Annotated in this window: 21 protein-coding genes and 3 pseudogenes; 10 read left to right on the forward strand and 14 right to left on the reverse strand. The window is 57.8% G+C overall.

The window, feature by feature from the left end; genetic code table 11:
- Positions 1 to 163: 163 nt before the first annotated feature.
- The 4 genes from EC915_RS15530 to minC all read right to left on the reverse strand — a co-directional run bounded on the left by EC915_RS15530 (position 164) and on the right by minC (position 2,938).
- Positions 164 to 799: an RluA family pseudouridine synthase gene (locus EC915_RS15530; RefSeq protein ID WP_133751423.1), complete on the reverse strand. Its 636-nt coding sequence runs from the start codon at positions 797 to 799 to the stop codon at positions 164 to 166.
- A 128-nt stretch (positions 800 to 927) separates the two neighbouring features.
- Entirely contained in the window at positions 928 to 1,182 is a 255-nt protein-coding gene (gene minE, locus EC915_RS15535) for a cell division topological specificity factor MinE (RefSeq protein ID WP_037013831.1), read from the reverse strand.
- Positions 1,182 to 1,994 (reverse strand): septum site-determining protein MinD, encoded by an 813-nt coding sequence (gene minD, locus EC915_RS15540; protein WP_133751424.1) that lies wholly within the window; start codon positions 1,992 to 1,994, stop codon positions 1,182 to 1,184. The genes minE and minD overlap by 1 nt, the downstream gene beginning before the upstream one ends.
- A 197-nt stretch (positions 1,995 to 2,191) precedes the next feature.
- On the reverse strand, positions 2,192 to 2,938 hold the full coding sequence (minC, locus tag EC915_RS15545; RefSeq protein ID WP_133751425.1) for a septum site-determining protein MinC: 747 nt from the start codon (positions 2,936 to 2,938) through the stop codon (positions 2,192 to 2,194).
- 145 nt (positions 2,939 to 3,083) lie between these two features.
- Here minC and EC915_RS15550 point away from each other — a divergent pair, with 145 nt between their 5' ends.
- Together EC915_RS15550 and EC915_RS15555 are read left to right on the forward strand one after the other, a co-directional pair.
- Complete coding sequence (locus tag EC915_RS15550; protein WP_133751426.1) at positions 3,084 to 4,016, forward strand: lipid A biosynthesis lauroyl acyltransferase; 933 nt, start codon at positions 3,084 to 3,086, stop codon at positions 4,014 to 4,016.
- A 19-nt stretch (positions 4,017 to 4,035) separates the two neighbouring features.
- Positions 4,036 to 5,271 (forward strand): patatin-like phospholipase family protein, encoded by a 1,236-nt coding sequence (locus EC915_RS15555; protein ID WP_133751427.1) that lies wholly within the window; start codon positions 4,036 to 4,038, stop codon positions 5,269 to 5,271.
- A 49-nt stretch (positions 5,272 to 5,320) separates the two neighbouring features.
- Here the strand turns inward: EC915_RS15555 and EC915_RS15560 are convergent.
- The 3 genes and pseudogenes from EC915_RS15560 to EC915_RS15570 all read right to left on the reverse strand — a co-directional run.
- Positions 5,321 to 6,172, reverse strand: a pseudogene (locus tag EC915_RS15560) (pirin family protein); the annotation flags it as partial.
- A gap of 319 nt (positions 6,173 to 6,491) precedes the next feature.
- Positions 6,492 to 7,295 (reverse strand): VacJ family lipoprotein, encoded by an 804-nt coding sequence (locus EC915_RS15565; protein ID WP_133751428.1) that lies wholly within the window; start codon positions 7,293 to 7,295, stop codon positions 6,492 to 6,494.
- On the reverse strand, positions 7,288 to 8,586 hold the full coding sequence (locus EC915_RS15570) for a serine/threonine protein kinase (protein ID WP_133751429.1): 1,299 nt from the start codon (positions 8,584 to 8,586) through the stop codon (positions 7,288 to 7,290). The genes EC915_RS15565 and EC915_RS15570 overlap by 8 nt, the downstream gene beginning before the upstream one ends.
- A gap of 236 nt (positions 8,587 to 8,822) precedes the next feature.
- On the opposite strand from EC915_RS15570, the gene EC915_RS15575 reads away from it, so the two are divergent.
- The gene (locus EC915_RS15575; protein WP_133751430.1) at positions 8,823 to 9,182 is read left to right on the forward strand and encodes a hypothetical protein; all 360 of its coding nucleotides are present in this window, start codon (positions 8,823 to 8,825) and stop codon (positions 9,180 to 9,182) included.
- 582 nt (positions 9,183 to 9,764) lie between these two features.
- Here EC915_RS15575 and EC915_RS15585 read toward each other — a convergent pair.
- On the reverse strand, positions 9,765 to 11,369 hold the full coding sequence (locus EC915_RS15585; RefSeq protein ID WP_133751431.1) for a beta (1-6) glucans synthase: 1,605 nt from the start codon (positions 11,367 to 11,369) through the stop codon (positions 9,765 to 9,767).
- A 419-nt stretch (positions 11,370 to 11,788) separates the two neighbouring features.
- On the opposite strand from EC915_RS15585, the gene EC915_RS15590 reads away from it, so the two are divergent.
- The 3 genes from EC915_RS15590 (at position 11,789) to EC915_RS15600 (ending at position 14,882) form a co-directional block, all read left to right on the forward strand.
- Positions 11,789 to 12,646 (forward strand): glycine betaine ABC transporter substrate-binding protein, encoded by an 858-nt coding sequence (locus tag EC915_RS15590; protein ID WP_133751432.1) that lies wholly within the window; start codon positions 11,789 to 11,791, stop codon positions 12,644 to 12,646.
- 269 nt (positions 12,647 to 12,915) lie between these two features.
- Positions 12,916 to 13,227: a DUF485 domain-containing protein gene (locus tag EC915_RS15595; RefSeq protein WP_133751433.1), complete on the forward strand. Its 312-nt coding sequence runs from the start codon at positions 12,916 to 12,918 to the stop codon at positions 13,225 to 13,227.
- Entirely contained in the window at positions 13,224 to 14,882 is a 1,659-nt protein-coding gene (locus tag EC915_RS15600; protein ID WP_133751434.1) for a cation acetate symporter, read from the forward strand. The genes EC915_RS15595 and EC915_RS15600 overlap by 4 nt, the downstream gene beginning before the upstream one ends.
- Positions 14,883 to 15,232: 350 nt before the next feature.
- Here the strand turns inward: EC915_RS15600 and EC915_RS15605 are convergent, their stop codons facing one another.
- A complete protein-coding gene (locus EC915_RS15605; protein ID WP_133751435.1) occupies positions 15,233 to 15,391 on the reverse strand; it encodes a DUF3309 family protein in 159 nt (52 codons plus the stop codon).
- Positions 15,392 to 15,693: 302 nt separating this feature from the next.
- Between EC915_RS15605 and EC915_RS15610 the strand changes: the two genes are divergently transcribed.
- From EC915_RS15610 to csrA, 4 genes are all read left to right on the forward strand, one after another.
- Positions 15,694 to 16,071 (forward strand): DUF2784 domain-containing protein, encoded by a 378-nt coding sequence (locus EC915_RS15610; RefSeq protein WP_133751436.1) that lies wholly within the window; start codon positions 15,694 to 15,696, stop codon positions 16,069 to 16,071.
- Positions 16,072 to 16,175: 104 nt separating this feature from the next.
- Entirely contained in the window at positions 16,176 to 16,985 is an 810-nt protein-coding gene (locus tag EC915_RS15615; RefSeq protein WP_133751437.1) for an SDR family oxidoreductase, read from the forward strand.
- A gap of 96 nt (positions 16,986 to 17,081) precedes the next feature.
- Positions 17,082 to 17,414, forward strand: coding sequence for a YnfA family protein (locus EC915_RS15620; RefSeq protein WP_133751438.1), 333 nt, complete (start codon positions 17,082 to 17,084; stop codon positions 17,412 to 17,414).
- Between the two features lie 200 nt (positions 17,415 to 17,614).
- Positions 17,615 to 17,812: a carbon storage regulator CsrA gene (gene csrA, locus EC915_RS15625; protein WP_133751439.1), complete on the forward strand. Its 198-nt coding sequence runs from the start codon at positions 17,615 to 17,617 to the stop codon at positions 17,810 to 17,812.
- Between the two features lie 31 nt (positions 17,813 to 17,843).
- Here the strand turns inward: csrA and EC915_RS15630 are convergent, their stop codons facing one another.
- The 5 genes and pseudogenes from EC915_RS15630 to tssD all read right to left on the reverse strand — a co-directional run.
- Positions 17,844 to 18,074: a YheU family protein gene (locus tag EC915_RS15630; protein WP_133751440.1), complete on the reverse strand. Its 231-nt coding sequence runs from the start codon at positions 18,072 to 18,074 to the stop codon at positions 17,844 to 17,846.
- A gap of 227 nt (positions 18,075 to 18,301) precedes the next feature.
- Positions 18,302 to 19,529, reverse strand: a pseudogene (locus EC915_RS15635) (osmoprotectant NAGGN system M42 family peptidase).
- Between the two features lie 114 nt (positions 19,530 to 19,643).
- On the reverse strand, positions 19,644 to 21,392 hold the full coding sequence (gene ngg / locus EC915_RS15640; protein WP_133751442.1) for an N-acetylglutaminylglutamine synthetase: 1,749 nt from the start codon (positions 21,390 to 21,392) through the stop codon (positions 19,644 to 19,646).
- Positions 21,393 to 21,395: 3 nt separating this feature from the next.
- Positions 21,396 to 23,168, reverse strand: a complete 1,773-nt coding sequence (locus EC915_RS15645) for an N-acetylglutaminylglutamine amidotransferase (RefSeq protein WP_133751443.1) — start codon at positions 23,166 to 23,168, stop codon at positions 21,396 to 21,398.
- A 258-nt stretch (positions 23,169 to 23,426) separates the two neighbouring features.
- Positions 23,427 to 23,692: pseudogene (tssD, locus tag EC915_RS15650) on the reverse strand (type VI secretion system tube protein TssD); the annotation flags it as partial.
- Between the last annotated feature and the right edge of the window lie 345 nt (positions 23,693 to 24,037).

The following is a 24,037-nucleotide window of genomic DNA, read 5'->3' on the forward strand; positions in this document are numbered from 1 at the left end:
GTACGGAGATCGATTTATCAGGCCGACCTGGTAAAAGCACGGACTGCCTGACGGCAGGCCGTTACCGGCCCGCACACAAAAAATCTGACAGTCCCCGATACCAGTGCCAACACCAATAAGTATTCACACGGCGGCTATAACTAACGCCTTGTAAACGACCACCTCAAAACGGCGCCGGACACTCAAACCGCATCCGCTCACCCGTCACCGGATGGGTAAACGCCAACATACTCGCATGCAGGCACAACCGCGGATACGCGGCCAGCGCCTCAGGATGCGCATACAACCCATCCCCCAACAGCGGATGACCCATCGACAGCATATGAACCCGCAACTGATGTGAACGCCCGGTAATCGGCGTCAGCTCAACGCGGCAATGCGTGTCATAACGCTCCAGCACCTTCCAGAACGTCAACGCATGCTTACCCAATTCATGATCGACCACATGCCGTGGCTTGGTCGGTGGGTCATAACGCAGGGGTAGATCAATGCTGCCACTGTCCAGCGTGGGTTGGCCCCACGCCAGCGCGGTGTAAGCCTTTTCGGTTTCCCGATCGTGAAACTGCCGGGACAACTCACGGTGAGTATCCGCATCGCGCGCCAGCAAAATGATCCCGGAGGTTTCCCAGTCCAGACGGTGGACGATACGCGCCTCGGGATAGCCGTTTTCCTGCAGGCGAGTGATCAGACAGTCCTTGTTGTCATCGGCACGACCGGGCACCGAGAGCAGCAAGGTAGGCTTGTTCACCACCAGAACGGCATCGTCCTGATGAAGAATGTGTACGTTGGACAGCGGCATCGAACAGCCTCGTAGCGATAGCAATATCAGAACAGAAAACGACGTCTGACAAACGCCAACGGCGGCTCGCTCACCCGGCTTCTGTGAAGAGCCGGGCAACCGGGCCGCCGTGGCGACTGCCTTTTCGATCAACGATCAGGCAGGGTGATATTGAGTTCCAGAATCGAGCAGCTGCCGTCGTTTTCCAACGCGACATGCACGTCATCGTTGCCGATATTGACGTATTTGCGGATCACTTCGACCAGTTCCTTCTGCAAGGCTGGCAGGTAGTCCGGAGTGCTGCGTTGGCCGCGTTCGTGCGCCACGATGATCTGTAGACGCTCTTTCGCTACCGACGCGGTGCTGGGCTTTTTGTTGGCACGAAAGAAGTCAAAAATGCTCATCAGTTACCCCCGAACAGACGTTCCAAAAATCCCTTTTTCTTTACGTCCAGGAAGCGGTGCTCGCGGTCTTTGCCCAACAGGCGGTCGACGGCATCGCTGTACGCCTGGCCGGCGTCGCTCTGGTCGTCGAGAATGACCGGCACGCCTTGGTTGGAAGCCTTGAGCACGGCCTGGGATTCGGGAATCACACCCAGCAGGGTCACGGCAAGGATCTCCTTGACGTCTTCAACGCCCAGCATTTCGCCTTTGCTCACGCGCTCAGGGTTGTAGCGGGTTAGCAGCAAGTGTTCCTTGATCGGATCTTCGTTGCGCTCGGCGCGACGGGATTTGCTGGCCAATAGCCCCAGCATGCGGTCCGAGTCACGAACCGACGACACTTCGGGGTTGGTGACCACGATCGCTTCGTCGGCGAAGTACATCGCCAGGTGAGCGCCCGTTTCGATACCGGCCGGGGAGTCGCAGACGATGTACTCGAAGAATTCCTTGAGCTCCATCAGGACTTTTTCCACGCCTTCCTTGGTCAGCGCGTCCTTGTCGCGAGTCTGGCTGGCAGCTAGAACGTAAAGGCCTTCGATCTTCTTGTCTTTGATCAGCGCCTGTTGCAGGTTCGCTTCGCCGTTGACCACGTTGACGAAGTCATACACTACCCGGCGTTCGCAACCCATGATCAGGTCGAGGTTACGCAGGCCGACGTCGAAGTCGACGATGACTGTTCTGTGGCCGCGCAAAGCGAGGCCGGTACCGATAGCGGCGCTGGTGGTGGTCTTGCCCACACCACCCTTGCCGGATGTAACCACGAGAATCTTGGCCAAGGTGTATCACCCCTAAAAGTAGGACGGCTAGTCCCTGAATAGCCCCTCGGAACGCAGCATTGATCCGAGCAACGGTAAGGGACGAGCGCCTTGCGGACTCATGATCCTGAAAAACCCGTGAATTTCACGGTTTTCCTTTCCCTGTTGCATCGTTTTCGCGACGAATCTGAGTGGCTTTGAAAATGGCGCAGTATCCGTTAAAGACGGGTGATGTTCAACACGTCGCCGGACAGACTGATCTGTACCCCGGCACCCCACAATGGATCTCTGCGCAAGTCTTCGGAAACCTTGTATTGCCCGGCGATGGAGATCAGTTCGGCGACCATCTGCTGGCAGAAGATCCGCGCTTTGGTATCACCCTTGATCCCCGCCAGTGCCCGGCCCCGCATTGGGCCATACACATGGATGTTGCCATCTGCGAGAAGTTCCGCACCGGGGCTGACCGAGGAAATCACCACCAGGTCCGAGCCCTGGGCGTAGATCTGTTGCCCGCCGCGCACCGGGGCCGTGATGATCTTGGTCGGTTTGATCAAGGGCTCCGGGGGCTTCTCGACGACTTCAGGCTTTTTCCTGACTTCGCTTTCCGTCGGATCGAGCGGTCTTTCCCGTGCCCCCGAAGGTGGCAAAACGGGGAGGTCGATGGCGATGGCGGCGGCGATGTCTTCGATCCGGTTGGCGCGAATGGCCAAGGTACGCAGACCATGCTGGCGGCAGATGCGCATCATTGCTGGCAGATCAATCGCGCCTTCATTGTGCGGTAGCTTGTCCAGCGCCAGCACCAGCGGGGTGTTGCTGAAGAAGTTCGGGGCCTGGGCAACTTTGGCCGCCAGTTGACGATCCAGGGCTTGAAGGTTGTTGCGGGCCAGTTCCAGCACGGTGATGGCCAGCATGCTGCCCTTCAGCTGGAACACGGGTTCCTTGTCTTGCAATTCGATTTGGCTCATGTCGGCATACAGCGGCTTATCGCTAAAAGTGCCGAGACTTATAACGAGAACGCCCGTGCGTCGCAAGGGAGGCGCATCTGACAGAGCGTCACTGATCCTGCCGAACCGATGTAGAATGCCCGCCTTTGCCTTGACGGAAGCTTTAATGGAACGCCCGCGTTTTCGAGCCCAATTTCTTCATCCCCGCTTCTGGCCCCTGTGGCTGGGGCTGGGTTTGCTCTGGCTGGTGGTGCAGTTGCCGTTCCGGGTGCTGGTGGGGATGGGCCGGGCCCTTGGCAGGATCATGTACTACTTCGCCACCGATCGGCGGATCATCGCCGCGCGTAATCTGGAACTGTGCTTCGCGCAGTATTCGAAGGCCGAGCGCAAACGTCTGCTCAAGGAAAACTTCGCTTCAACCGGCGTCGCCTTTTTCGAGATGGCCATGAGTTGGTGGTGGAGCAAGCCGCGCTTGGCCAGGCTGGCTCACATCGAGGGCCTGCAGCATCTCAAGCAGGCGCAGCTCGACGGCCAGGGCGTAATTCTGATGGCGCTGCACTTCACTACGCTGGAGATCGGCGCGGCGTTGCTCGGGCAGCAGCACACCATTGATGGCATGTACCGCGAACACAAGAACCCCTTGTTCGATTACGTTCAACGCCGTGGTCGCGAGCGGCACAACCTGGACTCCATCGCCGTTGAGCGCGAAGACGTGCGCGGCATGATCAAGCAACTGCGCAAGGGCCGCGCCATCTGGTACGCCCCCGATCAGGATTACGGCGCCAAGCAGAGCCTCTTCGTGCCGCTGTTCGGCATTCAGGCCGCCACCGTGCCGGCTACCAGCAAGTTCGCCAAGCTCGGCCACGCCCTTGTGGTGCCCTTTACTCAGGAGCGTCTGGCTGACGGCAGTGGCTACCGGCTGGTGATTCATCCGCCACTGACCGATTTTCCCGGTGAAAGCGATGAAGCCGATTGCGTGCGCATCAATCAGTGGGTCGAACGTGCGGTGACCGCATGCCCGGAACAGTATTTGTGGGCGCACCGGCGTTTCAAAAGTAGACCGGCTGGCGAGCCCAAGCTATACCCCAAGCGTGGCTGAAACCAATAACCGAGCCTTTATGACGACAAGCACAGCCGAACAAGAACCCGTCATCCGTGCTTCACCCAGTGCGGCCGATATCGAGCCGGTCACCGGGCTGATCCTTTCCGGCGGCGGCGCGCGGGCTGCCTACCAGGTGGGCGTGCTGGCGGGCATCGCCGATCTGCTGCCGCCAGGTGCGAAGAATCCCTTTCCCGTGATCGTCGGCACTTCGGCCGGCGCCATCAACGCGGTGAAGCTTGCCAGTGGCGCCAGCCACTTTCGTACCGCCATCCATGAATTGACCCTTTTCTGGCAGAGTTTTCGCAGTCATCAGGTTCTGCGCAGCGACTGGACAGGGGTTATACGTCAGGCTTCGACATTCTTTGGGCGCAGCCTGCTGGGTGTTGGACGCAAGCAGGTGCCGGTGGCGTTGCTCGACAGTTCACCATTGCGGGACCTGCTGACCGAAAGGCTGAATCTTGCCGGTATCGACGAGGCCATCGAAGCCCGGCATTTGCGTGCAGTGGCAGTCACGGCTTTCGGTTATGAGTCGGGGCAGGCGGTGACCTTTTATCAAGGCAAAGGCACCATCGATTCGTGGCTGCGGCACCGGCGCATTGGCGTGCCGACTCGTTTGACCGTTGATCACCTGCTGGCCAGCTCCGCCATTCCGCTGCTGTTCGCGCCGGTGAAGCTCGGGCATGAGTATTTCGGTGACGGCGCGGTGCGTCAGTCGGCGCCCATCAGCCCGGCCTTGCATCTGGGGGCAAACCGAGTGTTGGTGGTCGGCGTCAGCGGCAACCCGCGTGGCCCAGGCGCCAACAAGCCGATGCAGCGCACGGTGAGCGGAGCGCAGCCGAGTCTGGCGCAGATCAGCGGCCACATGCTCAACAGCACCTTCATCGACAGCCTGGAAAGTGATATCGAGTTGATCGAGCGGCTCAATCTGTTGAGCCGCATGTTGCCTGAGCCACGGCAACCTTCACCTCAGGTCTCTGAACAACCCACTCCGGCGCAATCGCTTGCACCGGTTGAGGTGCTGGTGATTTCGCCCAGTCGTCCCCTGGACGAAATTGCTGCGCGCCATCGCCGTGAATTGCCCCCGGCGTTGCGCACTTTCCTGCGCGGTCCGGGCGCCACTAAGACCAGTGGGGCAGGGGTACTGAGCTATCTGCTGTTCGAATCGGGCTATTGCAGCGAACTGATCGAGCTGGGTCGGCGTGATGCAATGGCGCAGAAGGACCAGTTGATGAAGTTCTTGCGATTGGATTGAAGTCCCCGGCGTGAATCGGAACCACAGGAGCGCTTTGATTCCCTGACCATGCGGTCAACCTGTCATTGCGAAAGTCGCGCAGTGCCTGTTCGATCTCCTCACGGCTGTTCATGACGAAAGGGCCGTATTGCACGATAGGTTCACCCAACGGTTTGCCTGCGATCAACAGCAGCTTGGCACCGGTGGCCGTGCTCAGTTGCAGCGCTCCATGTTCCGACAAGCGCGCCAGACGGCTCTTGCTAAGTTTCTGCGTCTGTCCGGCAATGTCTACTTCACCTTCGTACACATAGAGCAGCACGCGATGGCCTTCCGGCACTTTGGGGCTGATCGACTTGCCAGCGGGTATGTGCAGGTCAAAATACTGCGGCTCGGTGTCCGGGCGCTGCACAGCACCGGTCTGTTGCAACTCACCATCGTCGAACAAGCCTGCGATCACGACGATGTCAACGCCATTTTGCGTGGTCACTCGCGGAATGCGTTCAGGCTGGATATCGTCATAACCGGCCTCGCCCATCTTCGATTTGCCTGGCAGATTGAGCCACAGCTGGAAGCCACGCATCACACCTTCTTCCTGTTCGGGCATTTCACTGTGAATGACGCCGCGCGCGGCCGTCATCCATTGCACGCCGCCGCCCTGCAGCAGGCCGACGTTGCCCATGTGATCCTCGTGACGCATCCGGCCTTCAAGCATATAGGTTACGGTTTCGAAGCCACGGTGCGGATGCGGCGGGAAACCGGCGATGTAGTCGTCAGGTTTATCCGAACCGAATTCATCGAGCATCAGAAAGGGGTCGAACAGTTCGACACCCTGGCCACCGAAGACGCGCGTCAGCTTGACGCCCGCGCCATCCGAAGTCGGTTGACCGGCCTGAATCGAAAGCACTGTGCGTAATTGAGTCATGAGGCTCACTCCGGAAGAGGGTGGGTATGGCGCCTATGGTATGCCTGTTGAGGCGATGAAAGGGTGAGGTTTTTGCGAGGGATTGATCAGGTTTGTAGATGGATTTTACGCGTTTGGATCGTCGGTTTCACGATCCGGTGTCGCCACGCGCAACTGCGCAGTAACAGCTGATACAGGCGTTACTCATAACTGTGGGAGTGAATTCCTTCGCCAGACCAGGTTACAGGCGGTACATGTTGTATCGCCCGAACTGCCGCGTTGCGACTGAAGTCACCCCCACAGGGGTTCTATCAACAGTCAGCCGGTTGCTGACAGATTATTACTCCGATATCTGCAACTTCCGCGCTTCGGTATAAACGTAACGAACCTTCTCGTATTCGAATGGTGAGTTCATCTGGCCGTAACGGAAGCTGGTGGTATAACGACGGTCGATCGCACGCAGCAGATACAGCTCAGGATGATCCTCGCTGACCTGCGAAACGTTCAGGAAGTTGATCTGCGATTCGGCGGTGAAGTCGAAGACCAGACCACCGGTGTCACGCAAGTTCGACGGTCCCAGGATCGGCAGCACCAGATACGGCCCGGCAGGCACCCCATAGAAACCCAAGGTCTGACCGAAGTCCTCGCTCTGTTTCGGCAGCCCCATCATGGTCGCCGGATCCCACAGCCCGGCGATGCCCAGCGTAGTGTTGATAAGCAAGCGCCCGGTGGTCTCCATGGAGCGCTTGCCCTTGAACTGCAGCAGGCTGTTCACCAGATTGGGCACGTCGCCCAGGTTGCTGAAGAAGTTGCTTACGCCGCTGCGCACGAAGCCTGGCGTGACGTACTTATAGCCGTTGACCACCGGCAGGAAAACCCACTCATCAAAGCGATAGTTGAAGTGGTAGACCCGACGGTTCCAGGACTCGAGGGGGTCGTAGACGTTGAGGGCGTTAAGCGACGCGCGCTCGAATTCCTGAGCGTCCAGACCGGGGTTGAATTTCAGCGACTTCAAAGGCTCGGTGAAGCCGTCGGGACTGTCCAGCCGCTGCACCGGGGCCGCCTTGGAAACAATCGGCTCATCGGCCGCGTGAACAGCGCCCGCGCAGAGCAGAACGGCAATAAGCAATAGACGTTTAGCCACGGAAAAACTCCAGCATGGCGTCGCTGTTGACGCGATAGTTCATGTTGCCGCAATGACCGCCATACGGATAAACGGTCAGACGGTCGCCAAAGGTCTTGCGCAGGAATCCAAGGTCACCCGGGCCCAGGATGACGTCGTCGGCGTTGTGCATCACCGAGATCTTTTTGCTGTTACTCAGGTAATCCTTTAGCGCATACAGACTGACCTGGTCGACCAGTTGCAGCAGGCTGCCGCCATCGGTGCGGGCGCGCCACATCGGGATCACTTGCTCGGTGACGTAACAGTCGAAGTCACACTGCAAAGCACGTTTCAGGAAAGGTGACAGGCTGGTGCCTTCGCTGATCGGCGTCTTGGGTGGCGTGATCAGGCCGCGACGGTTGATCAGGTCCGAGGTGAAGGCAATGTCAGCGGCCGAGAAGCGGAACGAAGTACCGATCAACATGGCCATCTGTTCGTTCGACAGGTGCTGTTTGGACTGCTGGAAGTCATACAGCAATGCATCGTTGAGGTCGATATAGCCTTTCTCGCGGAAGTAGCGGGTCAGCTTCTGCAGCACCAGCTCATAGAAAGTAGTGCTGTTGGTGACGCCTTTCACATCGGTCTGGACCATCTTGTCCAGATTGGTGATCGACGTATAGAGGTTCACGGGCGGGTTGATCAGCAGCACTTTCTTGAAGTTGAAACTGCGACGGGTTTCGTCAAGCTTGCTGACGAACGCGGCGTCCAAAGCACCAAGGCTGTAACCGGTGAGATAGTACTCGGTAACCTGCAGTTTGGTTTGCTGGGCGCGGACTGCCTGCATCACGTGATAGAGGTCTTCAGCGTCTTCGGTGGTGACCCCGGGGGTCGCGAAGCGAGAGGCTGCGCTCATGAAGTCATAGCTGGTGGGCGATGACAGCTGTACGACGTTATACCCGGCTCCGTAGTACAGGCGCTTGAGGTATTCGTTAAGTGTGCTGTTGTAAGGCGCGCCGGTTCCTGCGATGAGGAAGATCAGCGGTGCCGGATGGTCCTGCTTGGCCAGACGATAGTGCAGTTTTTTCACGGCCCAGAAGTTGTCCGGGAGAGTGAACTCGCGATCGGGGCGCAGGGTCAGGCTGTAGTCATCCTGATCAATGTCCGCGTCGTCCGGCACTTTTGACCGCAAATCAGGAGGCGTCGTGGCGATGGTCGCCTCAAACGGGTTGGTAAGAGGGAAGCCATAGCTGGACGGATCGATATCGACCGCCATCACGGACGCACTCAAGAACAAGCCGCCTGAAAAGGCGGCGAGGCGTAGAAAACGAAGCATGACTAAATCCCTTGGGAAAGAAGTGCTGTTGAGATACGCAGGCTATGACACAGAGCTGGTACGAAAGTGCCATAGTGGCATTTTGTTTCAGTGCCGCGCTACTCCGGTATAACTCCCGGCGACAATACACGTTCCGGTCCTGCAAGCGTGTCAGTTTGTGCTGCAAATGTGTTGTGGTTCTTGTCGGGGCTGAGTACGGATATGCTGAGCGTTGTCTTCCTGCTGCGGGGTGTTCCGTGTCGCGTCGTTTACCGCTGATTGTGTTTGTTGTCGTACTGGCTCTTTGGCTGGTCATTGTCTATGGCTTGCGTTACGGGCTCATGGAAGATGTGCAGTGGGTAGGCATCTGCGCCGATGACGCGCAGGCATGGCAATGCGTCGTGCGTTCCAACCTGGGGCTGTTGATTCACTTCGGGGTGTTTGGCTGGGGGGCGCTGTTGGCCTCAGTGGCCGGATTCTTTGTGCCAGGAGTGGTGGGGCGAGTGCTGGCGGGAACCGGACTGCTGCTGGGATTACTGGCGCTGGTGCTATACACAGCAAGCCTTGCGGTATTCGCGGTGGTGATTGCGGGGTTGCGGTGGGTGCGGGCTGGCTGAGCAGTGTCTGGCTTGGCTTTACGTTCCGAATCCCGCACAGCATAAAGGGGAGCCGAAGCTCCCCTTTAAATCGTTGCACGTGCTCTTTCTTATTATTTTAGGGAGGTCTGTTGTTGTTTTTGGCAACCATTCCCTTTCTGCGTTCTTCAGTGATCCCCATGCGGGATTCAAGAGCAAACGTATTTTTTTGAGCGCTAACACGCTTCGATCCCATGCCAGTGGCCAGGATCCAACCCGTTCCGGACGCTACCTGATGGTAGTTTTATTGTTCTCTGTCGGGCTGTGAGACCAAGGCCTCTTAAAGCACATCTACTCCAAAAAAATCTGTTGGCTGCGTCTCTGTGCCGTTGTTCTTGTTATGTCAGAGCCGATTCATCTTATTTTTATTGAGTTTTCACATTTTATTCTTGTTATGCAGGAGATATAGCAGGTGCCGTGCCAGCTTTTGAAAATCCTTTTTAATCAATAAGTTAAAAATCATAATTTTTATGAACCGCCTTGGCGCACGCATTTCTGTTCCCGTGTTACCCGTATTTTGTGCAGAACCGCCTTCAGCGGTAACACAATGTGTTTCGTCCAACGTTACCCCGGCGTACGCGCTGGTGGGGGAGTCTGCGCAGGTTGCCCTGTCGCACATATCCCGCTGACCCGCCAGCTGCGCCATAGGGCCAGTGTCATCAGCAGGCTGACCGCGGCCCACGCCAGCGCCTGCGGGTTACTCAAGCCTTCGCGCAGCAGTTGAGGGATGATTCCGGCGCCGACGATGAACGCCAGCAGCGCAACCTCGCGACGAGGGACGCGGACCGGCCTGAACAGGTAGAAAAGCGCAGGTAACCATAAGGTAGGCGTTGCAAAGCTGCGATAGCGCGGATCAAACACCATTGCCAGCATCATCACCGCTGCTGCGAAACCTGCCGCGCTCAGCCACCAGCCCGCACGGCGCTCGAACCAGCCGAATGCCCGGCCACGCCACCCCTGCCGGGCAGACAGCATTAACGCCGCATGGGCCAGCACCAGCAGGTTCAGTACGACCAAGGCAGCAGCCCATGCGTATTCTCCGTAGAAACGGCTGGTCACGCGGGCCAATTCGCCCCAAGTGCCGATGCAGCAACCGCCGAAGACACCGAGCAACGGTATGACCATCGCACTGCGCGTCTGAGTGACACGTCCAGCCAGTGCCAGTGTCAGCAGGCTGATCACGCCACCCACCGATAGCCAGAAAGGCCAGTAAGGCAGGTTCGACACGGGACCGGCCAACACGCCTTTGTCCTGGCGATCGGCGTCGAACAGTCCCCAGTAGCCGCCCACCGCGCCTTCGGATGCGCGTTTCCATGGCTGGTCGAACGCTTCAATGAGGTTGTAACGCCAACCGTTCTGCTCGGCCATGGTGACAAAACCGCGAATGAACTTCGCTTCGTTGACGCGGCTGGGCAGGGCGGTTTTACGTTGACGCCCTTCGCTGGGCCAGCCGGTTTCGCCGATCAGAATGTCTTTGGGGGCGAATTGGTTGCCGAAGGTCCGGCGGATCTGAGCAACGTGCGCCAGCGCGTCGTTGATGCCCTTGGGGTCATCTTCCCAATAGGGCAGCAGATGGATCGTCAGAAAGTCCACAGCCGATGCGACTTCCGGGTACTGCAACCAGTACTCCCAAACATCGGCGTAGGTCACTGGCTGTTCAACCTGGGCCTTTACCTGACGTATCAGTTTGGCCAATTGCGGGCCTGTCACTTCTTTACGTAACAGGGTTTCATTCCCCACGATCACAGCGGTGACTACCTCCGGGTAAGCATTGGCGGCCTTGATCAGTGCATTGACTTCCTTGGCCGTGTCCACCGGGTTGGCGTTGACCCAAGCACCCAGCATCAGCTTCAGACCATGTTTGCGCGCCAGTTCGGGAATCGCTTCCAGCCCGGTCATTGAGTAAGTGCGAATGCAGTCAAAGCGCGTCGCCAGCAATGCCAGATCAGCATCTATCCGCGCCGGACGCAGGGTGAAGGGCTGATCAAAAGGCGACTGGTCCTTATCGAACGGCGTGTAAGACGCGCATTGCAGCTTGTGAGTCGGCGTCGCGGCGTCCGGCAGCACCACCGGTCTGCCAAGGCCATACCAATAGCCGCACAAGGCGATCAAAGCGATCAGGCAAGAGAAGAGGTAAGTCAAAACAGGGGAGCGAGAAGGGCCGGGCATGATCGAGCCAAAGTAGGGCAGATGGCCCGCATCTTAGCTCAGGAACGGCCATTATCTATAAGCCTCAAGCTGCAAGTCGCTGCGCGGTGATTCTGCTGTTACCTGCAGTTCGCCACTCAAAACTCGCAGCTGACGTTAAAGCATGCAATTTCCGGACGGATTGCGGCTTTTTTACGACCTGTCTGTCGCTGATGGCCCGGTGATGTCGTTTACCGCTGTCTGAGTGTCGTTGACAGGAAAGGCACGCGCTCGGCAGGGGTTGATGATCGGTTGGTCAACGCGGTTAATGATGCTGCGTCGGCACATGGTTGAAGCGTGGAAGTCGGGCGGCGCGCCAAATATGGGCGTGAGCTGTGGGCTTAAAAAAACGTTAACGATACCCGACCGCCGTCGGGTGCAGGACTACCGGGGAAGTAACGATGAAAATGCGAAATATCCTGGGTGCGGGGGCCGCTCTGGCGCTTGCCATCAGTTCCACGCTGGCCCTTGCCGCCGACAAACCCGAGTTGAGTATCGGCTATGTGGATGGCTGGTCTGACAGCGTCGCGACCACCAACGTGGCTGCTGAAGTGATCAAGGAGAAACTGGGCTACCCCGTGAAACTGCAAGCGGTGGCCGCTGGAATCATGTGGCAGGGTGTGGCCACCGGCAAACTGGACATGATGCTTTCCGCCTGGCTGCCTGTGACCCATGGCGAGTATTGGGAAAAGAACAAGGACAAGGTCACCGACTACGGCCCTAACTTCAAGGACGCCAAAATCGGGTTGATCGTGCCTGAGTACGTGAAAGCCAACTCGGTCGCCGATCTGAAAACCGACGACACCTTCAAGAAGAAAATCGTCGGCATCGACGCCGGCTCAGGCGTCATGATCAAGACGGATCAGGCCATCAAGGATTACGGGCTGGATGGCTACAAACTTCAGGCAAGTTCCGGCGCCGGCATGATTGCCGAGCTGACTCGCGCCGAGAACAAGAAAGAGTCCATTGCCGTGACCGGTTGGGTGCCGCACTGGATGTTCGCCAAATGGAAACTCAAATTCCTGGAAGACCCAAAGGGCGTCTACGGTGCAGCTGAAACCGTGGACAACGTCGGGAGCAAGGATCTGGCAACCAAGGCCCCGGAAGTCGTCGAATTCCTGAAAAAGTTCCAGTGGAGCAGCAAGGACGAAATCGGCGAAGTCATGCTCGCTATCCAGGATGGCGCCAAACCTGAAGCCGCCGCCAAGGATTGGGTCGCCAAGCACCCGGATCGGGTCAAGGAGTGGACCGGTAAATAAGCTGCAATAAATACGCAGCGTTTCAAAATGCCGCCTGGTGAGCGATTGCCAGGCGGCTTTTTGTTGGCTGATATAAGCGCCGGTTGCAGGACCGGCTTGTTACCACGCTTGATTGGCAGAGGTACTCCTGCGCTTTTACTTGCTTGATAGAAGCGCAATTTCGCGCACATCAACTAATGTCGTTCTAATACTAAGGTCGTCTGGAGCCCGCTTGGAAGCCGACTAAAGTGCAACACGTGACATCCATCTGTGCTGCGAGGACAAAAACAATGAACGACAGCATTTACCTCTCGATTCAGAACAGCCCCCGTTTCAAGGAGCTGGTCTCGAAAAGGGAACGATTCGCCTGGACTCTCTCGGCGATCATGCTTGGACTGTATGCCGCATTCATTCTTCTGATTGCGTATGGGCCTCAGATTCTTGGCGCCAAACTCAGCGTCACATCATCAATCACCTGGGGAATGCCAATCGGCGTAGGACTGATCATCTCGGCCTTCGTGCTGACTGCCATCTATGTTCGTCGTGCGAACGGCGAATTCGATGAGCTGAATAACGCGATCCTGAAGGAGGCCCAGCAATGAGCCGGCGCCTCTTTGCAGCTCTCGGCCTTGCGGCTTTCGCACCGACACTCTGGGCGGCGGATGCCCTGACCGGCCCGGTGCAGAAACAACCACTCAATGTCGCCGCGATCATCATGTTCGTGGTCTTTGTCGGGTTTACGCTGTGTGTCACCTATTGGGCGGCCAAGAAAAACAAATCGGCAGCGGATTACTACGCCGCTGGCGGCAAGATCACCGGTTTCCAGAACGGCCTTGCCATCGCCGGTGACTACATGTCGGCAGCGTCTTTCCTGGGCATCTCGGCCCTGGTGTACGCCTCCGGTTATGACGGTCTGATCTACTCCATCGGCTTTTTGGTGGGCTGGCCGATCATTCTGTTCCTGATCGCCGAACGTCTGCGCAATCTGGGCAAATACACCTTCGCCGACGTGGCTTCGTACCGCTTGAAGCAAAAGGAAATTCGCACCCTGTCCGCTTGCGGTTCGCTGGTGGTGGTGGCGTTTTACCTGATCGCGCAAATGGTCGGTGCCGGCAAGCTGATCCAGTTGCTGTTCGGCCTGGACTACAGCGTTGCAGTGGTACTGGTCGGCATTCTGATGTGTCTGTACGTGTTGTTCGGCGGCATGCTGGCGACCACCTGGGTGCAGATCATCAAGGCGGTTCTATTGTTGGCCGGCGCGACGTTCATGGCTTTCATGGTCATGAAACACGTCAACTTCGACTTCAACGTGCTGTTCTCCGAAGCGGTGAAGGTTCATCCCAAAGGTGAAGCCATCATGAGCCCGGGCGGGCTGGTGAAGGATCCGATTTCGGCGTTCTCCCTGGGCCTGGCGCTGATGTTTGGCACGGCCGGTTTGCCGCACATCCTGATGCGCTTCTTCACCGTGAGCGATGCCAAGGAAGCGCGTAAATCGGTTCTGTATGCGACCGGCTTCATCGGCTACTTCTACATCCTGACGTTCATCATCGGCTTCGGCGCTATCCTGCTGGTCAGCACCAATCCGGCGTTCAAGGATGCGGCAGGCGCGCTGCTGGGTGGTAACAACATGGCAGCGGTGCATCTGGCCAATGCCGTGGGTGGCAGTCTGTTCCTCGGCTTCATCTCGGCGGTGGCGTTCGCGACCATTCTAGCGGTGGTGGCCGGTCTGACCCTGGCCGGCGCTTCGGCGGTGTCTCACGACCTGTACGCCAGTGTGATCAAGGCCGGTAAAGCCAACGAAAAAGATGAGATTCGCGTGTCGAAGTACACCACTGTCGCGCTGGCGATCGTCGCGATCCTGTTGGGTATTGCGTTTGAAAGCCAGAACATCGCGTTCATGGTCGGCCTGGCGTTCTCCATCGCGGCGAGTTGCAACTTCCCCGTATTGTTGCTCTCGATGTACTGGAAAAACCTCACCACCCGTGGCGCCATGATCGGCGGCTGGATGGGCTTGATCAGCGCGGTGGTGCTGATGATTCTCGGCCCAACCATCTGGGTGCAGATTCTGCATCACGAGAAGGCGATCTTCCCGTATGAGTACCCTGCATTCTTCTCGATCATCATTGCGTTCGTCGGGATCTGGTTCTTCTCGGTGACCGATAAGTCCAAAGCAGCGGAAGGTGAGCGTGCGTTGTTCTTCCCGCAGTTCGTGCGTTCGCAGACTGGGCTTGGGGCCAGTGGCGCGGTTTCGCATTGATCTGAAGTAGGGGGTTGAAACGAGCGCCCCGATTGAATCGGGGCGTTTTTGTGTCTTGGGGCGAAAATACCCGGACGCCGCAGAACCTTGTGGGAGAGGTCGGAGGTTACGACGGCCGCGAACGCGGCAGGCCCTTACAGATAAGTTGCCTGATACGCCATATTCGTCTGATCGCGGCCAGCACTGTCGTAATCCCCAGAAGCTGCCACAGGCATATCGCTGGCGTTCAAACTCAAAGCAAAACCGTGACGGGTGCCACTGGAAATAACGGGCATACGTCCCATATTCAACGCCGGTATGACCCATAAAAAAACCCGCTACAAGAGCGGGTTTTTTACTGCTGCCGGAAGTTACACCCTTCCGAGCAATACCAGAATCAGCAGAATAACCAGAATCGTACCGATGATACCCGACGGACCGTAACCCCAACTTCTGGAGTGCGGGAAGATCGGAAGACCGCCAACCAGCAGGAGAATGAGGATGATGATCAGAATAGTGCCGATGCCCATGACGAGTTCCTTCTTGTGTACTTGGTAGATGGCAATGCCGTTCAAGCGTTCGCCAACTTTCTTTAAAAGTTGTGCTGCTTGAATGATCGGACTGTGGTGCTGAACAAAAGGTTCGGACGAAAGGAAACAAAAACTCACATTTTGAAAAATTTAATTGAAAACAAGGGGTTGTCGATTCATAGAAGCCTGGAAAGACATGATTTCACTTAGCTTCTTAATCGGAATTAGCTAAACAAAGACGGAACTAAGAATTCTGCAGTGGGTCACCAGAACCCCGCCTGTGGAGTGTCAGGAGGCCAGCTATGCCTTATTCCGTTATGGCCGATACCGTGCTCATCTTTCATCTTGCTTTCATTATGTTCGTCATGTTCGGCGCACTTCTGGTTTTAAAGCGGTGGGTCTGGCTCTGGTTGCATCTTCCGGCGGTGGCCTGGGGCATGGCAGTGGAATTCCTGCATTTGTATTGCCCGCTGACGCCGTTGGAAAACAGCCTACGTATCAAGGCGGGTATTGCGGGCTACGAGGGTGATTTCATCGGCCACTACCTGATTGCGCTGATCTATCCTGCAGGTCTCACTCCACAGGTCCAGATCGGGATCGGCGCGCTTGTGCTGATTGTTAATCTGCTGGCTTACGCGCAGGTCATCAGTCGCTGGCGGGTTCGCCGCAGAGCAGCCTGAGTCGGCGGTTTGCCTGACACATTCAGCGAGCTGATGAAGGCGCTGTCGGGCGATGTGTCTGTTTACACTCACGCCACTTCCCCGCAATCGACAAGGCAACCGCTATGCACAATCGCATCATGATCACTGGCGCAGGATCCGGCCTGGGGCGTGAAATGGCACTGCGCTGGGCGCGGGAAGGATGGCGTCTGGCGCTGTCCGACATCAGTGATGGCGGTCTTCAGGAGACCTTGAGCGCAGTGCGCGAAGCGGGTGGAGAGGGCTTCATTCAGCGTTGCGATGTACGCGATTACAGCCAACTGACCGCCCTGGCGCAGGCCTGCGAACAAAAGTTCGGCGGTATCGACATCGTCGTCAACAATGCAGGCGTGGCGTCCGGCGGCTTCTTCGGCGAGTTGTCGCTGGAGGACTGGGACTGGCAGATCGCGATCAACCTTATGGGCGTGGTCAAGGGATGCAAGGCTTTCCTGCCCCTGTTGGAACAAAGCAAAGGCAAGATCATCAACATCGCCTCGATGGCGGCCCTGATGCAGGGGCCGGCGATGAGCAATTACAACGTTGCCAAGGCGGGCGTTGTGGCGTTGTCCGAGAGCTTGCTGGTCGAGTTGCGGCAGCAGGAGATCGACGTACACGTGGTCTGCCCTTCGTTTTTTCAGACCAACCTGCTCGACTCTTTTCGCGGTCCGACCCCAGCGATGAAAGCCCAGGTTGGCAGGTTGCTTGAAAGCTCGCCCATTACCGCCAGTGACATCGCCGGGTATATCTTCGATCAGGTAGGCAAGTGCGAATTCATGATCCTGCCTCATGAGCAAGGCCGCATGGCGTGGCAGATCAAGCAGCAGACCCCGCAACTGATCTACGACGAGATGGCTACCATGGCTGACAAGATGCGCGCCAAAGTGAAGGCCAGGTAAGACCAGGATACGTCTGCTCTCCACGGTGACCGTCATCGCCGGCATTTCTGATAGGGTGGCGCGCACCTTTCCGACCGCCCTTGAAGAGACTTCAACGTGCTCAATTATCTCTGGTTCTTCCTCGCTGCCCTGTTCGAGATCGCCGGTTGTTATGGTTTCTGGGTGTGGTTGCGGCAAGGCAAAACCGGGCTTTGGGTGATTCCTGCCCTGATCAGCCTGACGCTGTTTGCCCTGCTGCTGACGCGGGTCGAAGCCACATACGCCGGGCGGGCCTATGCGGCGTACGGCGGGATCTACATCATCGCTTCGATTGCCTGGCTTGGCCTGATCGAGCGTGTACGACCTCTGACCTCGGACTGGATCGGCGTGGGCTTTTGCGTGATAGGCGCGACCATCATTCTGTTCGGCCCACGTGGGTCCGTTTCCTGATGACATCACTGCGCAGTACCCTGTGATTCTTGCTCCGGGCTGGCGACATGTAGGGGCGTATTTGACGGCGTGTAGGACGCGTCTGTCAGCCGTCGCCGATCAGCTTTGAAGGGGAAGACTGATTTGCTTTTAGCGCATTGAAGGATTGGATCCAGCACGGCAACCTGCCTCCTTGGTTATCACCCCGGGGAGTAGGAAGAATGCTGGTATTGACGCGAGAGATTGGAGAATCATTCACCATTGGTGATGACATCAAGGTGCAGGTTCTCGGCATCACGGGTAATCAGGTCCGCTTGGGCATCGATGCCCCGCAACACGTGAAGATCCATCGCACGGAAGTCTACAGGCGAATCGCTGCGCGTCTGCAGCAGCTCGCTGCGCAGTCGTCGACCTCATAGATCTGACAGTCGGGGAGCCTGCGAGCAGGGCTCATTCGTCGAAATATTCTTTAGGCACTTCGTGCTTGAGCATCAGTTGGCACTGCTGACTGTCAAGATCGAAAAAGATGACCGCCTGACCTTTGGCCAATGCATGACGGACCCGCAGCACGCGCGTTTCAAGAGGGGTGTCGTCACCGTTATCGGTGCCATCGCGGGTCACGAAATCCTCGATAAGACGCGTCAGAGTGTCGGCTTCGAGTTGGTCGTAGGGGATCAGCATGGGGTTCTCGATTATCGCAGTGGGCGGAGGGCGAGGATGCTAGCGTGGTCAAGGTTGATGGGCCACAGCGGTAGTCAATTTTTCCTACAATGGAACGGGTTCCCGCGTAAGGCCGATACAACGCTTCCTCTGCGAAGAAGGTGTATCAGGTAACGAATCACGCGACTGACCTGCGGCATTTGCCAACAAGCCAGTTCCTGCATTGGGTCGCGGCGCAATCCATTGCGTCACGACGTAGCGAGTAGCTCCCGCAGGCCCTGCGCAGGCCTGTTACCGCTGTCCTACCAACGTATCCACTGGCGGCACGCGGGTGTCGGTTTCCATCTGAGTGTCGTGTTCGAGCTGATGACTGAAATTCTCCAGTGACGCATTGGCCGGTTTCGCATCGCTGGCAAACACAGGCGGGCTCATGATGTAGGCGGTCAACAGGCGACTGAGCGTACTGAGGCTGTCGATGTGCGTGCGCTCATAGCCATGGGTCGCGTCGCAACCGAACGCCAGTAGCGCCGTGCGAGTGTCGTAGCCTGCCGTGATCGCCGAGTGCGCATCGCTGTAGTAATAGCGGAACAGGTCACGGCGCACCGAGAGTTCCTTTTCCTGGCCCAGGCGCAACAGGTGTCGGGACAGGTGATAGTCATATGGCCCGCCGGAATCCTGCATTGCCACGCTGACGGCATGTTCGCTGGAGTGCTGGCCGGGCGCTACCGGCGCGATGTCGATACCGACGAATTCGCTGACGTCCCACGGCAGACTGCCTGCCGCGCCGCTCCCGGTTTCTTCGGTAATGGTGAACAGCGGGTGGCAATCGATCAGCGGTTCGGCGCCGCTTTCGACGATGGCCTTGAGCGCCGCCAGCAGCGCTGCGACCCCGGCTTTATCGTCCAGGTGACGCGCACTGATATGCCCGCTTTCGGTGAACTCAGGCAGCGGATCGAAGGCGACGAAATCGCCAACGTTGATCCCCAGCGATTCACAATCGGCGCGCGTGGCGCAGTAGGCATCCAGCCGCAGCTCGATGTGATCCCAACTGATGGGCATGGTATCGACGGCAGTGTTGAACGCATGCCCGGAAGCCATCAGCGGCAACACGCTTCCGCGAATCACGCCAGTGTCGGTGAACACGCTCACGCGGCTGCCTTCAGCAAAACGGCTGGACCAGCAGCCGACCGCCGCCAGGCCCAGACGGCCGTTGTCTTTGACCTCTCGTACACTGGCGCCAATGGTGTCCAGGTGTGCGGAGACTGCACGGTCGGGGCTGTTCTGCTTGCCTTTCAAGGTGGCGCGGATGGTGCCGCGACGCGTTAGCTCAAAGGGGATGCCCAGCTCTTCCAGACGTTCGGCAACGTAGCGCACGATGGTGTCGGTAAAGCCGGTGGGACTTGGAATCGCGAGCATTTCCAGCAGGACTTTCTGCAGGTAATTCAGATCCGGTTCGAGGATTTTTGCAGCGGTCATGAGGGCTCCTGTCGGAGCAGCTACGAGCTTCAGGCTTTGAGCTGCAAGTAAAGTCAAAAGCTGATCCGCGTGTGACTTCACTTGTCGCTTGCGGCTTGCCACTCGTCACTGCTTTTACCCGTGAACGGGCAGGCTGTGGGGAAACAAAAGATCGACGAAGCGTTCGGCAGTCGGCTGTGGCTCGTGATTGGCCAGACCGCAACGTTCGTTGGCTTCGATGAACACGTATTCCGGCTGATCGGCGGCCGGAACCATCAGGTCCAGGCCTACTATCGGAATGTCGAGGGCTCGGGCTGCGCGGATGGCGGCATCCTTCAACACCGGGTGCAGAATGGCCGTTACATCCTCCAGACAGCCGCCAGTGTGCAGATTCGCGGTGCGGCGCACGGCCAGACGCTGATCGGCCGGTAACACGCTGTCAAAGGTGAACCCGGCAGCCTCCACTGTGCGACGGGTTTCCTGATCGACGGGGATTTTGCTTTCCCCGCCCGTTGCCGCAGAACGACGTCTGCTCTGCGCTTCAATCAACTCACCGACAGTGTGACGGCCATCGCCCATGATTTCCGCCGGTCGTCGGATCGCTGCTGCCACCACGTCGAAACCGATAACGACAATGCGCAGGTCCAGCCCTTCGTGAAAACTTTCCAGCAGCACCCGGGAATCGAATTGACGCGCCCGCTCTACGGCTTCCTGAACGTCTTCGATGGTGCTCAGGTCCACAGCAACGCCTTGACCTTGTTCACCGTCCACAGGCTTGACCACGATGCGCGCATGCTCATCGAGAAAGGCGAGGTTGTCATCGGCGTTGCCCGCCAATTGCTGCACCGGCAATTCCAGGCCTGCGGCTTTCAATAGCTTATTGGTCAGGCGCTTGTCCTGACATAACGTCATGCTCACGGCGGAGGTCAGGTCGCTCAGCGACTCCCGGCAGCGGATGCGCCGGCCACCATGAATAAGCGTGAACAGACCGGCTTCGGCATCATCGACCTGTACATCGATACCGCGCCTATGGGCTTCTTCGACGATGATCCGGGCATAGGGATTGAAGTCCGCTTGCGGGCCCGGGCCGAGGAAGAGCTTTTCGTTGATGCCGTTCTTGCGCTTGATGGCGAAGGTCGGCAGGTTGCGAAAGCCCAGCTTGCCGTAGAGATTCTTGGCCTGTTGATTGTCATGCAGGACCGACAGATCCAGGTAAGCCAGCCCGCGGCTCTGGAAATGTTCGATCAAATGCCGCACCAGCACTTCGCCGACACCGGGGCGAGTGCATTGCGGATCCACCGCCAGGCACCAGAGGCTGCTGCCATTTTCGGGGTCGTTGAATGCTTTCTGGTGATTCAGGCCCATGACGCTGCCGATCACCGCATAGGTTGTTTCGTCTTCTGCGATCCAGTAAACCGGTCCGCCATGATGACGCGGGGTAAGCAATGCCGGATCAATGGGCAACATGCCGCGTGCGATGTACAGGTTATTGATCGCTTCCCAGTCAGCCTGGTTTTGCGCACGACGGATTCGAAAACCACGGAACACGCGCTGGGCAGGGCGGTAGTCGCTAAACCATAAGCGCAAGGTATCCGACGGGTCGAGAAACAACTGCTGCGGCGATTGCGCGAGTACTTGTTGCGGCGCGGCTACGTACAACGCGATATCTCGCTCGCCAGTTTTCTCATTGAGTAGCTCATGGGCCAGCGCCGCGGGATCAGGATAGGTGTGCCCTATCAGTAGACGACCCCAGCCACAGTGCAATGCCAGCGGCTCATTGTCGGGGGTGCTGCCGTCCTCGGCAAAGCGTGCCTGCAAACGCTCATAGGACGGCGCCTGACCACGCAACAGACGCTGATTGTAGATCGAAGCGTTGGCTTTCATCGGTCAAAGTCCTTGTTCGCTGAGCCACAGGTTCAGCGCCGCGAGCTGCCACAGTTTGGAACCGCGCAGGGGGGTCAATTGACCATCAGGGTCGGTCAACAGCTTGTCGAGCATGGTCGGGTTAAACAGACCGCGGTCCTGACTCGGGTCGAGCAATAGGTCGCGCACCCAGTTCAGGGTGTCACCCTCAAGATGCTTGAGGCCTGGCACCGGGAAATAGCCTTTCTTACGGTCAATGACTTGCGACGGGATGACCAGCCGTGCCGCTTCCTTGAGCACTTGCTTACCGCCGTCGGGCAGCTTGAAGCGGGCAGGAACGCGAGCCGACAGTTCAACCAGGCGGTAGTCCAGGAAGGGTGTTCGGGCTTCCAGACCCCAGGCCATGGTCATGTTATCGACACGTTTGACCGGGTCATCGACCAGCATCACCGTGCTGTCCAGGCGCAGAGCTTTGTCTACGGCCGCCTCGGCGCCAGGCATGGCGAAATGTTCACGCACGAAGTCGCCTGCAGCATCGTTGGGCGTCAGCCATTGCGGAGCTACGGTGGCTGCGTATTCGTCGTAGCTTCGATCAAAAAATGCATCGCGGTAGGCGGCATAGGGATCGCTGGCACCGTCGACCTGGGGATACCAGTGGTAGCCCGCGAACAGCTCGTCTGCGCCCTGGCCGCTCTGCACGACTTTGCAGTGCTTGGCCACTTCGCGCGACAGCAGGTAGAAAGCGATGCAGTCATGGCTGACCATCGGCTCGCTCATCGCCCGGAATGCAGCAGGCAGTTGCTCGATGATTTCACTTTCCTTGATGCGCAGCTGGTGATGTTGAGTGCCGTAATGCTTGGCGATGAGATCCGAATACTGGAACTCGTCACCTCGCTCGCCTCCAGCATCCTGAAAACCGATCGAGAAAGTAGACAGGTCTTTGACCCCGACTTCGCGCAGCAGCCCGACCAGCATGCTGGAGTCGACGCCGCCGGATAGCAGGACGCCGACATCAACCGCAGCGCGCTGACGAATGGCTACCGCCTCACGGGTGCTGTCGAGTACGCGGTCGCGCCAGTCCTCAAGGGTCAGGTTCGCCTCATCGGCGCGCGGGCCATAGGGCAGCGTCCACCAGACGTTCTGCTCGACCTTGCCAGCGGCGCTTACGCGCATCCAGGTGGCAGGCGGAATTTTCTCGACGCCAGCCAACAAGGTACGCGGCGCAGGGACCACCGCATGGAAGTTCAGGTAGTGGTTCAGCGCAATCGGGTCGAGCATCGTGCTGATGTCACCGCCTTTGAGCAATGCAGGCAGAGTCGAGGCGAAACGCAGCCTTTTATCGGTGCGCGACAGGTACAACGGCTTGACGCCCAGCCGGTCGCGGGCAATGAACAGGCTCTGGTTGTCGCGCTCCCAAATGGCAAAGGCAAACATTCCGTTAAGCTTGGGCAGCATGTCGGCGCCCCAGGCGTGATAGCCCTTGAGCAGCACTTCGGTGTCGCCGCCGGAGTGGAACTGATAACCAAGGGCTTCAAGCTCGGCCCGCAGTTCCGGGAAGTTGTAGATCGCGCCGTTGAAGGCCAGTGACAGGCCCAGGTGGCTGTCGATCATCGGCTGCGCCGAGCCGTCAGACAGGTCCATGATTTTCAGACGACGATGGCCCAGGGCAATCGGCCCTTGGCTATGAAACCCCCACGCATCCGGGCCGCGAGGTGCCAAATGATGAGTAATGCGTTCTACCGCGGCAAGATCCGCAGGTTGGTTGTCAAAACGTAATTCACCAGCTAATCCGCACATATAATCCTTACCGGTTTTCCGTTGGGGAACGTAGACGGGAAGTCCGCCTACCCAAAGACTGACCGGCAGGAATTGTGAGAGTTTTAGAACGAAAGGTTATAAGCAGCAGGTGGGTTGGTTCAGTATCGGTCGTTCCAATGGATGTGATTCCTTGCAATGCCCTCGCTCGGCTCGGGCCTTATTGTGAAGCCATGAGCAGCAGGTTTGGGTTTAGCTAAGGCGGGTCATTTATGATATCTGGCCCCGGAGCCACATGCATTCCCCGCACGTCAACGCCGCCTGCAGCAGGGGGGAAGATTTGTCGTAGACCTTGGTGATTACCACAGGTTTGGGAACGCGTTGCCCGGTAGGTTGGCAGGACTGCGATCACGCGGGATGATCACGTCGTGGTTGAACGCCTGGACCATGACCTGGTCTTCGTGACCTGCCTGGTAGGTGTTGCCCACCGAGTCGGCGGTGAAGGCGCCGGCAGTGATCAGGCCTTGTTTTTCGCCCGTGACGGACATGTACGCTGGAGTAGCCATTAATGCCTTCCTTGCCAATAGAGAATTAGAGTGTCCGGCAGAAAAAGTTGCTCGCCGGTCATGTATGACTAATCAACTCCTATGCCAAGGCGCCAAAAAGTTTTATAAATCAAAGACTTGATGGATTTAGTGCTTAACTTTCATGCAGTGACGATTGTAAAGTCGCTAAAGCTGTGCAGGAAGTTGCGCACTGCTGTGCAACTTCCTGCGCACGCGTCTGCGTTTACTCGGTTTCTTGGTTTACAGAGAAGTGTGCACACGTTTATCCACAATTCATTGGGCAACTTCTTGCGCATAATGGCAAACCGCAATTTCCAATGCTGAGTCGTTCTGTTCTATCGGCAG

Source organism: Pseudomonas sp. LP_7_YM, from assembly GCF_004364435.1.
Lineage (GTDB): Bacteria > Pseudomonadota > Gammaproteobacteria > Pseudomonadales > Pseudomonadaceae > Aquipseudomonas.